This is a genomic window from Nocardioides guangzhouensis, from assembly GCF_004519545.1.
In the GTDB taxonomy this organism is placed as follows: Bacteria; Actinomycetota; Actinomycetes; order Propionibacteriales; family Nocardioidaceae; genus Nocardioides; species Nocardioides guangzhouensis.
Map to the genome: position 1 here is coordinate 42,247 of NZ_SDKM01000025.1, position 12,779 is coordinate 55,025.

Below are 12,779 nucleotides of genomic sequence, written 5' to 3' on the forward strand. Positions count from 1 at the left end.
GAGCACCACGCCGAGCACGAGACCGGTGAGGATCTGCGCCCAGAACGGGAACGCGAAGGAGCGGGTACGTGCCGGGGTCGTGGCCTGGGACACCGTGAGTGCCTCCCGAGAGATGGTTGTGCTGTCCAAAGGTTCTGCAACCGCGCGCAGCCCCACCGGATTCCGGCCCGGCCAGGGTCGTGCGTCACGTCGGCCGTCGCGCCGCGCCTCCCCGCGGTCAGCTCGGGGAGGCGCAGCCCGACGGGTCAGACGGCGGCCATGGTCGGCACCGTGGTGGCGCCGGTGGCCGCGGTCAGCCAGACGTGCTGGCCCTCCTCGAGCCCGAGCGCGCGGGCGTGGGTGCGGGTCATCGTGACCTGCACCTCCTGGCCGTCGTCGGTGAGCACCGTGACCCGGACCTCGAAGCCGATCCGCAGCATCCGCGAGATCTCGCCCTGGACTGCCCCGGCCAGGGTCGGCGCGGTGGTGACGTCGACGTCGTGCGGACGGATCAGGTTGCCGTTGAGGGACGTCACCTCGCCGAGGAAGCCCATGACGAAGTCGTTGGCCGGCTCGTCGTACAGCTCGTCCGGCGAGCCGATCTGCTCGACCCGACCGTCGTTGATGACCACGATCTCGTCGGCGACCTCGAGGGCCTCCTCCTGGTCGTGGGTCACGAACACGGTGGTCACGTTCACCTCGTCGTGCAGCCGGCGCAGCCACTCGCGCAGCTCCTTGCGGACCTTCGCGTCCAGCGCGCCGAACGGCTCGTCGAGCAGCAGCACCGTCGGCTCGACCGCCAGCGCCCGGGCCAGCGCCATGCGCTGCCGCTGGCCGCCGGAGAGCTGCGAGGGCAGCCGGTGCGCGAACTGCGAGAGGTGCACGAGCTTGAGCAGCTCGTCGACCCGGTGCGCGATCTCCTTCTTGCTCTTCTTGCGGATCTCGAGGCCGAACGCCACGTTCTTCGCCACGGTCATGTGCTTGAAGACCGCGTAGTGCTGGAACACGAAGCCGACGTTGCGCTTCTGCGGCGGCAGCTTCGTGGCGTCGGTGCCCTCGATGCTGATCGTCCCGGTGTCGGCGGTGTCCAGCCCCGCGATGATCCGCAGCAGCGTGGACTTGCCGCCGCCGCTGGGGCCGAGCAGCGCGGTCAGCTGACCGGTCGGGATGGAGACGTTGACGTCCTCCAGGGCGACGAAGTCACCGAACAACTTGTTGACTCCGGTGATGTCGATACTCACGTGGAACTCTCCTTCGGGCGGAGCAGGGAGACCACGACGATGCACAGCACGCTGGCGGTGGCGAGCAGGAACGACGTGGCGTACGCCGTGTCCTGCGCGAAGTCGAGGTACTTCTCCTGCACGACGAGCGTGGCGGTCTGGGTCTCCCCGGTGATGTTGCCCGAGACGACGCGCACCGCGCCGTACTCACCGAGGGACCGGGCGAGGCTGAGCACTACGCCGTACACGACCGCCCACTTGATGCTGGGCAGGGTGATCCGCCAGAACGTCTGGGGACCGTTGGCTCCGAGGCTGCGGGCGGCCTGCTCCTGGTCGTCGCCGACCTCGGTGAGCACGGGAACGACCTCCCGGATCACCAGCGGCAGGGCCACGAAGCAGGTCGCCATGATCATGCCCGGCGTGTCGTAGATGACGTAGTAGCCGGCCGACTCCGCAGCCCGGCCGAGCCAGCCGTCCTGCCCGTTGTAGACGAGCACGAGGGCGAGGCCGACCACGACCGGGGACACGGACAGCGGTACGTCGATCATCGCCGACAGCGCCCGCTTGCCCGGGAACTCGTAGCGCACGAGCAGGATCGACGTGGTCACGCCGAAGACCAGGTTGATGACCACGGCGATGCCGGCGACCTGGGCGGTCAGCAGCAGGGCGTTCTGCACCTCGGGGTCGGCCAGCGTCTCCTGCAGGCTGGCGAGGCCGTTCTCGAAGGTGTGGGCGACCACGAGCGACACCGGCCACAGCACGAGCAGGAAGACGTAGGCGCAGACCACGATCCGGAGCAGCCAGCGCACGGCGGTGGGTTCCCTAACCACGGCGGGCCACCCTCCTCGAGATCACGTCGACCGCGACGATGACGACCAGCGCGACGATCAGCATCACGGTGGCCAGCGCCGCGGCGGCCGCGGTGTTGCCCCCCTCGATGAAGCTGAGCACCCGCACGGAGACCACCTCGGTCTTGAACGGCAGGTTGCCGCTGAGCAGCACCAGCGAGCCGTACTCCGAGATCGCCCGTGCGAACGACAGCGCCGCACCGGCGGCGATCGCGGGGACCAGGCTGGGCAGGATGATCCGCCGGAAGATCGTCATCCGGCCGGCGCCGAGGGAGGCAGCGGCCTCCTCGACGTCGTGCTCGAGCTCCTCGAGGACCGGTTGCACGGTGCGCACGATGAACGGCAGCGTCACGAACGCCAGCGCGAGCCGCACCGACATCTCGGTGTTGGCCCACTCCAGCCCCAGCGGGCTGCCCTTGCCGTAGAGCGCCAGCAGCACCAGGCCCGCCACGATCGTGGGCAGCGCGAACGGGATGTCGATCGCGACGTCCAGGATGCGCTTGCCCCAGAACCGGTCACGCACGAGCACCCACGCGATCGCGGTGCCCATGAACACGTTGAGCGCGGTCACCCCGAGGGCCGACCCGACGGTCAGCCTGAGTGCGGCCAGGGTCTGGTCGTTGGTCACGATGCGCCAGAACTGCTCCCAGCCGCCCGCCGCCGTCGTGGCCACGATGGCGGCCAGCGGGATCAGCACCAGGAGGCTGAACCAGGTCATCGCGATGCCCAGCGCCAGCCCGGAGCCCCTCGTGAGCGTGGACGTGCCGACGACCGGCCGGCGCGTGCGCGCCGGCCGGTCGACGGGTGTGGCTAGGGCCGAGGTCACTCGGTTTCCTTGCCGGCGGCCGCCAGCAGCTTCGGGATGATGCCGTTCTCCTCGTCGAAGAACTTGTCCGCGGTCGCGTCCCAGCCCCCGAAGTCGTCCTCGATGGTCAGCAGCTTCTCCGGAGCGGGGAACGGGTCGGCCGGGTCGTTGGCACCCTCGACCTCGGTCTGCACGTCGGCGCCGACCGGCCGGAAGCCGAACTTGGCGTACTCGGTCTGGGCCTCCTTGGTGTGGATGAAGTCGAGGAAGGCCTTGGCGGAGTCGTTCGCGTCCTTGGTGACCGCGCCGGTGTTCTCGATGAGGAGGGTCTCCGGCGGGATCACGTAGTCGATGTCCTGGCCCTGCTGCTTGGCGAGGATCGCCTCGTTCTCGTAGGAGAGCAGGACGTCGCCCTGGCCGCCGTCCACGAACGCGGAAGTCGCCTCACGGCCGGAGCCGGGCAGGTTGATCGTGTTCTTGATCAGCTTGGAGGTGTACTCCTCGGCCTCCTTCTCGGTGCCGCCGTTGGCGATCACGTGGCCCCAGGCGGCCAGGATGTTCCAGCGCGCCGAGCCGGAGGACGCCGGGTTCGGCGTGATGATCTCGACGCCCGGCTTGGTGAGGTCCTCCCAGGTCTTGATGTTGTCCGGGTTGCCCGGGCGCACCACGAAGACCACGACCGAGGAGGTCAGGACGCCCTTGTTCTCGTCCTGGTTCCAGTCCTCGGCCACCTTGCCCTCGTCGACGAGGCGGGTCACGTCGGTCTCGAGGGAGAAGTGCACGATGTCGGCGGCCTGGCCACCCGCGACGGCGCGGCTCTGGTCGCCGGAGGCGCCGTACGACGTCTTGAAGGTGACGTCCTTGCCCTCGTCGGTCTGCTCGAAGGCCTTGAAGACGTCCTCGTTGGCGGTCTTGAGGATCGAGAAGCCGACCAGGTCGACCGTCTCGTTGCCCGCCGAGTCACCGCGGGCCGAGCAGGCGGACAGCGCCAGTACGCCGGCGAGTGCGGCCGCAGCCCCGATCTTGAAGTTCTTGGTCATCTGCCATCTCTTTCTGGGTCACGCCTCCCCACGAAGGCGTCCGTTCCGCCTCCCGGGGAGGCGCTTGTTGAGCAATGTCGAGCAATTTACTACATCTAATCCGAAAGCGGGACATTGGCTCGCCGTGTGGAACATCACGCCGCCGGCTCGGCCCACAGGGCAGGACGAGGTGGGTCCGGGCGACAACGCGACTAAGGTGGGAGGCCGCACAAGGCACAGATCTCCACGGCAAGGAAGTAGGTCAGCGGTGGAAAAGCAGGTCCGGCAGCTCGACCGCGTGATCATCCGCTTCGCCGGCGACTCCGGCGACGGCATGCAGCTCACGGGCGACCGGTTCACCCAGGAGTCGGCGGCGTTCGGCAACGACCTGGTGACGCTGCCCAACTTCCCGGCGGAGATCCGCGCCCCGCAGGGCACCCTCCCCGGCGTCTCGTCGTTCCAGGTCCACTTCGCCGACCACGACATCCTCACCCCGGGCGACGCCCCCGACGTGCTGGTCGCGATGAACCCCGCCGCACTGCGGGCCAACCTCGGAGACCTGCCCAAGGGGGCGACGATCATCGTCGACACCCACGACTTCACCGCCCGCAACCTGACCAAGGCCGGCTACACCGAGAACCCCCTCGAGAACGACGACCTCGCGGAGTACGCCCTGCACCCGGTCGACCTGACCGGAATGACGGTCGAGGCGGTGAAGGCGTTCGGCCTGTCCCGCAAGGACGCCGCCCGGGCCAAGAACATGTTCGCGCTGGGCCTGCTGTCCTGGATGTACGGCCGGCCGACCGACACCACGATCCGGTTCCTCGAGAAGCGGTTCGCAAAGGTCCCCGACATCCGCGACGCCAACGTCACCGCGTTCACCGCCGGCTGGAACTTCGGCGAGACCACCGAGGCGTTCGTGGTCAGCTACGAGGTCAAGCCGGCCCCGATGCCGCCCGGCACCTACCGCAACATCACCGGCAACCTCGCGCTCGCCTACGGCCTGATCGCCGGGGGCGTGCAGTCCGGGCTGCCGGTGTTCCTCGGCTCCTACCCGATCACCCCGGCCTCCGACATCCTCCACGAGCTGAGCAAGCACAAGGCGTTCGGCATCACCACGTTCCAGGCCGAGGACGAGATCGCCGGCATCGGCTCGGCTATCGGCGCCTCCTTCTCCGGCTCGCTCGGTGTCACCACCACCTCCGGCCCGGGCATCTCGCTCAAGAGCGAGGCGATCGGCCTGGCCGTGATGACCGAGCTGCCGCTCATCGTGGTCAACGTCCAGCGCGGCGGTCCGTCGACCGGCCTGCCCACCAAGACCGAGCAGTCGGACCTGCTGCAGGCGATGTTCGGCCGCAACGGCGAGGCCCCGGTCCCGATCGTGGCGCCGCAGTCGCCGGGCGACTGCTTCGACGCCGCCCTCGAGGCGGCGCGGATCGCGGTCACCTACCGGACCCCGGTCATGCTGCTCTCCGACGGCTACCTCGCCAACGGCTCAGAACCGTGGCGGATCCCGGACGTCGACGCCCTGCCCGCCATCGAGCCCGGTTTCGCGACGCCGGTCGAGGGCGAGGCCTTCCAGCCCTACCGGCGCGACGAGGCCACCCTGGCCCGCCCGTGGGCGATCCCGGGCACGCCCGGCCTCGAGCACCGCATCGGCGGGCTGGAGAAGGGCGACGGGCACGGCAACATCTCCTACGACCCGGCCAACCACGACTTCATGGTCCGCACCCGGCAGGCCAAGGTGGACCGGATCGCCGACAGCCTCCCGCCGCTCGAGGTGGACGACCCCAGCGGCTCCGCGAAGGTGCTGGTCCTCGGGTGGGGCTCGACGTACGGTCCCATCGGAGCCGGCGTACGCCGCGTGCGCCGGGCCGGCTACCACGTCGCCCAGGCGCACCTGCGCCACCTCAACCCGTTCCCCAAGGAGCTCGGCGAGGCCCTGAAGCGCTACGACCGGGTGCTGGTGCCCGAGATGAACCTCGGCCAGCTCTCGATGCTGCTGCGCGCGAAGTACCTCGTCGACGTCGTCGGCTACAACCACGTCCGCGGGCTGCCGCTGAAGGCCGCCGAGCTCGCCGACGCGATCGGTGAGCTGGTCTCAGCCGCCGAGGGCGTGGACGTCGATCTCTCATCCCCGGCACAGGAGGCGCTGCAGTGACCATCGAGCTGCCCTTCCCCGGCCTGCGGGGCGTTCCCACCGCCGACGAGCCGCAGACCGCCAAGGAGTTCACCTCGGACCAGGAGGTCCGCTGGTGCCCCGGCTGCGGCGACTACGCCGTGCTCAAGGCCGTGCAGGGGTTCCTGCCCCAGCTCGGCATCCGCCGCGAGAACGTCGTGTTCGTCTCCGGCATCGGCTGCTCGTCGCGGTTCCCCTACTACCTCGACACCTACGGCATGCACTCGATCCACGGGCGGGCCCCGTCGATCGCCACCGGACTGGCCACCTCGCGCGAGGACCTGTCGGTGTTCGTGGTGACCGGTGACGGCGACGCGCTGTCGATCGGCGGCAACCACCTGATCCACGCGCTGCGACGCAACGTCAACATGACGATCCTGCTGTTCAACAACCGGATCTACGGCCTGACCAAGGGCCAGTACTCCCCCACGTCCGAGACCGGCAAGGTCACCAAGTCCACGCCGATGGGCTCGCTCGACCACCCGTTCAACCCGGTGTCCCTGGCGCTCGGGGCGGAGGGCTCGTTCGTCGCGCGCACCATCGACTCCGACCGCAAGCACCTCACCGCGGTGCTGTCCGCGGCCGCCGCGCACCGCGGCACGTCGTTCGTCGAGATCTACCAGAACTGCCCGATCTTCAACGACGGTGCGTTCGACGCGATCAAGAACCCCGACACCAAGGCCGATGCGATCATCCCGCTCGAGCACGGTCAGCCGGTCCGGTTCGGAGCCCCCGACGAGGACGGCCTCGGCACCAAGGGCCTGGTCCGCGGCGACAACGGCGGCGTCCGGGTGGTCGAGGTGGCCGAGGTCGGGGTCGAGGCGCTGCTGGTGCACGACGCCCACGACGAGGACCCGAGCACGGCGTTCGCGATCTCGCGGCTCACGGACGCGGGCTACCTCAACCAGTCCCCGATCGGCATCTTCCGCGAGGTCGAGCGGCCGACGTACGACGACCAGGCGCGGGCCCAGATCGCCTCCGCCGCCTCGGCCGCCCCCGGCACTGCCCAGGATCGTCTCGCCGGCCTGATCGGCGGCGGCGACACTTGGACGGTCGTCTGAGCGGTCAGCGACCGACCACCGCGCGAGCCGGTAACCGTGAGCGGGTCGTGTAGTACTGGACGCCGTACCCGCGCACGAAGCGCGGCAACGTGTCCTTGACGGTGGACCGCCAGATGAACCGACCGGTGCGCGGAACGGTGATCCGGGCGGAGTAGCTTCCGTTGCGGGTGGTCCGCACGGTCGCGTAGGTGTGCCACCCGCAACGGGCAGCGGCGCAGTTCTTCTTCTGGATGGTCACCGGCTTGCGTCCCCAGCCCGGATCGACGTTCCCGCGGTAGAACGTCCCGCGCCGCGTGAGGACCGCCTTGCCGTGGGGGTTGCGCGACCCCTTGAGCGTCGGCGAGTTCCCGGTCCGGGAGCCGGCGTAGCCCTGCGACGTGCCGCCGCTGTAGACGATCCGGTAGACCGCACGACCGACCGAGGGCGTCACGAGCGTCGTCAGGGCGCCGGTGGCCTGCTTGGTGGTGACGGTGCGCCAGGCGGTGGTGCCGGCCAGCCGACGCTGCAGGGCGATGGTGTCACCCGTCTCGTCGACCGGGGAGCAGCCGTAGGGGAGGGGGTCGGCGGCGTCGCACTGGACGGTGACCGTGGCCTCGAACCTGATCCTCTGGCCGAAGCGCCAGATGCCGTTCCCGTCCGGCGCGCCGTAGTACTGGCCGTCCACGCTGCTGGCGAGGGCCGTGCCTGCCACGGCCGAGGTGGAGGTCAGGGCCACCGGGAACGCCCCGACGAGCGCGGTTCCGAGGACACCGACCAGGAGACGTTGACGTCGCATGGCATCCTCCGCGGTTTCTCGGAGTATGGCAGCAGCCGCGCCGGCCCCACCATGGCCCACATGACCCTGATGTCGGGTGGTCCAGCAGTCGGATCGTGAGCCCGCGCGATCGCCGAGTCGCCGGTCAGCTCGCGACCGCGCGACCGTAGACCGTGCGGGTCGTCCACAGATTTCCGTAGCCCCTGACGAAGCGCGGCGAGGCGGCGGCAACCGTCGAGCGCCAGAACCACTTGCCGCGGCGCGGGGCGCCCACACGCACGCTGTACGAGCCGTTACGGGACGTGCGGACCGACTTGTACTTTCGCCATGCGCAGGAAGCACAGCTCTTCTTCTGGATGGTCACGACCTTGCGACCCCAGCCGGGGTTGACGTCTCCGCGGTAGTAGAGGCGGCCGTGCGACGTGACGACCCTTCCCCCGGGATTGCGGGAACCCTTGAGCCTCGGCGAGGTTCCAGACTCGGAGCCGGCGTATGCCCGCGACGTGCCACCGCTGTAGACGATCCGATAGATGGCATTGCCCACCGACGTCGTTGTGATCGTCGCTGTGACTCCACTGGCCTGCTTGGTGTTGACGGTCCTCCACGCGGTCGAGCCGGCCATCTGGCGCTGCAGCGAGATGGTGTCGCCCGTCTCGTCGACCGGAGGACAGTCATAGGGGTAGCTGTCGGAGGCGTCGCACTGGACGGTGACCGTGGCCTCGAACCTGATCTTCTGGCCGTACCGCCAGATGTCATTGCCGTCCGGCGCGCCGTAGTACTTGCCGTCGACGTTGCTGGCCAGGGCAGCGCCGGCGTCGGCCGACGACGAGGTCAGTGCGACCGGGAGCGCGCCGAGGAGCGCGGACCCGAGAACACCGACCAGGACTCGCTGAAGTCGCATGGTGGTTCCCCCGTGTGACGTTGATGGAGCCTCGGAGTATGGCAGCGACCTGTTGCCCGGACTGGGCAACGGCGAAACCTCGTGTCGAGGGGCCTTCCCGGCCACCTAGACTGCGCTCGTGTCCGAGTCGCGCCGTGGGTTCCTGCTCGGGGTCGCGGCGTACGGCATGTGGGGCGCGTTCCCGCTCTACTGGCCGCTGCTCGAACCGGCCGGTGCGGTCGAGATCCTCGCCCACCGGATCCTCTGGTCGATGATCACCATGGGCCTGCTGGTCCTCGTGCTCGGCCGGTGGGGCCACTTCACCGCCCTGTTCGGTGTACGGCGCACCCGGCGGCTGCTGACGGTGGCCGCCCTCGTCATCGCCGTCAACTGGGCGACGTTCATCTACGGCGTCAACACCAACCACGTCGTCGAGGTGTCACTCGGCTATTTCATCAACCCGCTGGTCACCGTGCTCATGGGTGTGCTGGTCCTGCACGAGACCCTCCGTCCGGCACAGTGGATGGCGCTCGGCATCGCGACCGTCGCGGTGGTCGTGCTCACGGTCGACTACGGGCGGCCCCCGTGGATCGCGCTGGTCCTCGCCTGCTCGTTCGGCACCTACGGGCTGGCCAAGAAGCAGGCCGGCGCCGGTGCGGTCGAGAGCCTGGCCTTCGAGACCGTGCTGCTCGCGCCGCTCGCCGCGGCGTACCTCGTGTGGCTCGCGGCCCGCGGCGAGGGCGGCTACACCACCCACGGGGTCGGCCACATGCTGCTGCTGGCCAGCACCGGCATCGTCACCGCGCTGCCGCTGATCTGCTTCGGCGCGGCCGCGATCCGGCTCAACCTGGTCACGCTCGGGCTGCTGCAGTACCTCGCGCCGGTGCTGCAGTTCATCACCGGGCTGGTGATCTTCGACGAGCAGATGCCGGCCACCCGCTGGATCGGGTTCGGGCTGGTGTGGATAGCGCTGATCATCTTCACCTTCGAGGCGATCCACTACCGCCGTCGGCAGCTGCGGCTCGCCGTCGAGGCCAGCGCGATCTGAGCGAGGGACCGGGGGCAGAGCCAGAAGAAACCCCGGGACAGCCAGAACCAATGACGTCCCAGCCCCTCACTCGGTCGTCGCAGATCGGCCTGAGCGCGCACTGACGTGACCGGGCAAGACGCTGGCTCAGGGTGTCAGGGCACCGTCGGGACCATCCGGCTCCGCCAGGTCCTGCGCGAGCAACGCGGCGCGCGTCGGGGCCCCGTGATGCGCGGGCCCGCCGGTCGGCGTGGACGGGCTTGAAAAGAATCCGGGTCGAGGTGTCGTATCGGGACGAGTGCCTTCGTGGAGAAGGTGAGGGCGGCCGTCCGGGCTGCCCCTACACACAGAGGAGCTGGAGATGGCGCTGTACCTGATCGCATTCAACGACGAGTGGACGCCGGAACTCACCTTGGAGGAGCTGCGTGAGCGGGGCACGGCAGCCAGGGCCGTGATCGCGGAGGCTAGGGCCGCCGGCGTCTTCGTCTTCAGCGACGGCGGCCTGGACGCCTCCACCGTCGTGTGCAACGTCGTACCGAGCGACGGCTCACCGGTCTTCACCGACGGGCCGTTCGTCGAGTCCAAGGAGCACCTAGGCGGCTTCGCGGTCGTCGACGTGGCCGACGACGAGGAGGCGCGGTACTGGGCAGGCCGGATCGCGGTCGCGGTGGGCTGGCCGCAGGAGGTGCACCGCTTCCCGCACCGCCTGGCGATGAGCACCGACACGTAGCCCGACGGGACGGGGCGTGCCGTTCACTCACTCGCCATGTTCGGCACACCACGTGCTCACCGGGCATCCCTAGGTTCCGATCATGACCATCACCCCGCCATCCCCTGACCGTCAGCGTCGACTCCTCCCGCTGGCCGGGCCGCACGGGTCCCGCAGCTGGGCAACCTGCTTCTACCGGTGCGGCAATGCCTGCGACCACCCGGAGCCCAACACCTCGGGCAACGAGCACGTTTCCGAGGTCATCGAGAACGCCATCCGTCGCCGGGCCTTCCTCGGCGGCAGTGCCGCCGCGGCCGGTGCCTCCGCCCTGGTCGTCAGCGGTCTCGTCTCCCCCGCCGCCGCCCTGGGCCGCGGGCAGGACCGCCCCGCAGGCGGCCACGGTCGCAGCGGCCGCACCGCCGCCACCGACGGCTGGACCCCGGTCGAGCCGAACGTCCGCGACACCGTCTCGGTGCCGTCGGGCTACCGGACCTCGCTGGTCGCCGCCTGGGGCGACGCGGTGGTCGCCGGCGCGCCCGCCTTCGACCCCTACGCCCAGACCCCGGAGGGCGCCGCGCAGCAGTTCGGCTACAACAACGACTACATCGGTGTGCTCCCGCTGGACCGTCAGCACGCGCTGCTGGTGTGCAACCACGAGTACACCAACGAAGAGCTGATGTTCCCGCCGGACACCTACGACTCGGCGACCACCAAGAAGATCGCGATGGCCTCACACGGCATGTCGGTGCTGAAGATCCAGCGCCAGGGCCGCTCCGGCTCCTGGAAGCGCACCAGCCCGCGCGCCTCGTCGTACAACCGCCGGATCACCGCCTCCACGCCGTTCGAGCTCGACGGCCCGGCCGCCGGCGACGCCCGGCTGCGGACCACCGCCGACCCGTCCGGCCGCACCGTCCTCGGCACCCTCAACAACTGCGCCGGCGGCACCACGCCGTGGGGCACGGTGCTGTCCGGGGAGGAGAACTTCAACCAGTACTTCGACAAGTCCGGCGCCCTCGACAGCCGCTACACCACGTCGTACGCCCGCTACGGGATCACCGGCACCGGTTCCCGCGGCTGGAGCGAGGTCGACCCGCGCTTCGACCTGACCACCGAGCCGCACGAACCGTTCCGGTTCGGCTGGGTCGTCGAGATCGACCCGCACGACCCGAGGAGCACGCCGCGCAAGCACACGATGCTCGGCCGGTTCAAGCACGAGGGCGCCAACATCCACATCGCCGACAGCGGGCACGCCGTCGCGTACATGGGCGACGACGAGCGCGGCGACTACCTCTACAAGTTCGTCTCCGCAGACCGCTTCGACGCCCGCGACACCCAGGCCGCGCGGCGGCGGAACCTGCAGCTGCTCACCCGCGGGACGCTGTACGTCGCGAAGCTCACCGGAGACGGCGGCACCGTGGACCCGGCCACCAACCGGTTCGTGCCGACCGACGGCGAGTGGGACGGCACCGGCGCGTGGATCCCACTGACCAGCGACACCACGTCGTACGTCGCGGGGATGAGCGTGGCGGACGTCCTCATCGACACCCGCCTGGCCGCGGACAAGGTCTCCCCTACCCGCATGGACCGGCCCGAGGACGTCGAGCCCAACCCGGTCAACGGCCGGATCTACGCGGCGCTGACCAACAACTCCAACCGCGGCACCAGCTACCCCGTCGACGAGCCGAACCCGCTCGGCTCCAGCAACACCCGGCCCGCGCTCGGCGCCGCCCTGACCCGGCAGTCCGGCAACCGCAACGGCTACGTGCTGGAGCTCGCCGAGAACGGCAACGACCACGCCGGCGCGGCGTTCACCTGGAAGCTGCTGCTCGTGTGCGGCGACCCGGAGTCGCCCGAGACCTACTTCGCGGGCTTCCCGAAGGACAGGGTCAGCCCGATCAGCTGCCCGGACAACGTGACGTTCGACTCGGTCGGCAACCTGTGGGTGGCCACCGACGGCAACGTGCTCGGTTCGCACGACGGCCTGTTCCGGGTCCCGGTCGCCGGCCCGAGCCGCGGACAGGTCCAGCAGTTCCTCACCGTGCCCGTCGGCGCGGAGTGCTGCGGCCCGCTGCTCGGCCCGGACGACGGCTCGGTGTGGGCGGCGATCCAGCACCCGGGCGAGGGCGGCACGTACGCCGCGCCGACCAGCACCTGGCCGCACACCCACGCGTTCCCGCGTCCCGGCGTGGTGGTGACCCACCGCGCCTGACCGGGAGCCCGGCCTCACGGCCCGTCACGGATCGCTCGGGATCCGCGGCGGGCCGTTGCCGTGCCGGGACGTCGTACGGCGTGGTCGCC

At 69.9% G+C, this 12,779-nt stretch carries 11 protein-coding genes; 5 read left to right on the plus strand and 6 right to left on the minus strand.

Annotated features, from left to right (window positions below; translation table 11 throughout):
- Nucleotides 1-245: 245 nt before the first annotated feature.
- The 4 genes from EKO23_RS16445 to EKO23_RS16460 are packed head-to-tail and all read right to left on the minus strand — an operon-like array spanning nt 246 to nt 3,892.
- Nucleotides 246-1,220 (minus strand): sulfate/molybdate ABC transporter ATP-binding protein, encoded by a 975-nt coding sequence (locus EKO23_RS16445; RefSeq protein ID WP_134719209.1) that lies wholly within the window; start codon nt 1,218-1,220, stop codon nt 246-248.
- Nucleotides 1,217-2,029 (minus strand): sulfate ABC transporter permease subunit, encoded by an 813-nt coding sequence (locus EKO23_RS16450; protein ID WP_246051133.1) that lies wholly within the window; start codon nt 2,027-2,029, stop codon nt 1,217-1,219. Before EKO23_RS16450 ends, EKO23_RS16445 begins: the two co-directional genes overlap by 4 nt.
- Nucleotides 2,022-2,873: a sulfate ABC transporter permease subunit CysT gene (cysT, locus tag EKO23_RS16455; protein WP_134719210.1), complete on the minus strand. Its 852-nt coding sequence runs from the start codon at nt 2,871-2,873 to the stop codon at nt 2,022-2,024. The genes EKO23_RS16450 and cysT overlap by 8 nt, the downstream gene beginning before the upstream one ends.
- Nucleotides 2,870-3,892 carry a sulfate ABC transporter substrate-binding protein gene (locus EKO23_RS16460; RefSeq protein ID WP_134719211.1) on the minus strand — a complete coding sequence of 341 codons (1,023 nt, stop codon included), beginning with the start codon at nt 3,890-3,892 and terminating at the stop codon, nt 2,870-2,872. The genes cysT and EKO23_RS16460 overlap by 4 nt, the downstream gene beginning before the upstream one ends.
- Nucleotides 3,893-4,139: 247 nt before the next feature.
- Here EKO23_RS16460 and EKO23_RS16465 point away from each other — a divergent pair, with 247 nt between their 5' ends.
- Together EKO23_RS16465 and EKO23_RS16470 are read left to right on the plus strand one after the other, a co-directional pair.
- On the plus strand, nt 4,140-6,032 hold the full coding sequence (locus tag EKO23_RS16465) for a 2-oxoacid:acceptor oxidoreductase subunit alpha (RefSeq protein WP_134719212.1): 1,893 nt from the start codon (nt 4,140-4,142) through the stop codon (nt 6,030-6,032).
- On the plus strand, nt 6,029-7,111 hold the full coding sequence (locus EKO23_RS16470; protein ID WP_134719213.1) for a 2-oxoacid:ferredoxin oxidoreductase subunit beta: 1,083 nt from the start codon (nt 6,029-6,031) through the stop codon (nt 7,109-7,111). Before EKO23_RS16465 ends, EKO23_RS16470 begins: the two co-directional genes overlap by 4 nt.
- Before the next feature lie 4 nt (nt 7,112-7,115).
- On the opposite strand, the gene EKO23_RS16475 is transcribed toward EKO23_RS16470, so the two are convergent.
- Entirely contained in the window at nt 7,116-7,886 is a 771-nt protein-coding gene (locus EKO23_RS16475; RefSeq protein WP_134719214.1) for a hypothetical protein, read from the minus strand.
- Between the two features lie 124 nt (nt 7,887-8,010).
- Nucleotides 8,011-8,766, minus strand: a complete 756-nt coding sequence (locus tag EKO23_RS16480) for a hypothetical protein (RefSeq protein ID WP_134719215.1) — start codon at nt 8,764-8,766, stop codon at nt 8,011-8,013.
- A 118-nt stretch (nt 8,767-8,884) separates the two neighbouring features.
- On the opposite strand from EKO23_RS16480, the gene rarD reads away from it, so the two are divergent.
- From rarD to EKO23_RS16495, 3 genes are all read left to right on the plus strand, one after another.
- Nucleotides 8,885-9,793, plus strand: coding sequence for an EamA family transporter RarD (rarD, locus tag EKO23_RS16485; RefSeq protein ID WP_134719216.1), 909 nt, complete (start codon nt 8,885-8,887; stop codon nt 9,791-9,793).
- Nucleotides 9,794-10,133: 340 nt separating this feature from the next.
- Entirely contained in the window at nt 10,134-10,502 is a 369-nt protein-coding gene (locus tag EKO23_RS16490; protein WP_134719217.1) for a YciI family protein, read from the plus strand.
- Between the two features lie 82 nt (nt 10,503-10,584).
- A complete protein-coding gene (locus EKO23_RS16495) occupies nt 10,585-12,690 on the plus strand; it encodes a PhoX family protein (protein ID WP_134719218.1) in 2,106 nt (701 codons plus the stop codon).
- Nucleotides 12,691-12,779: the final 89 nt, after the last annotated feature.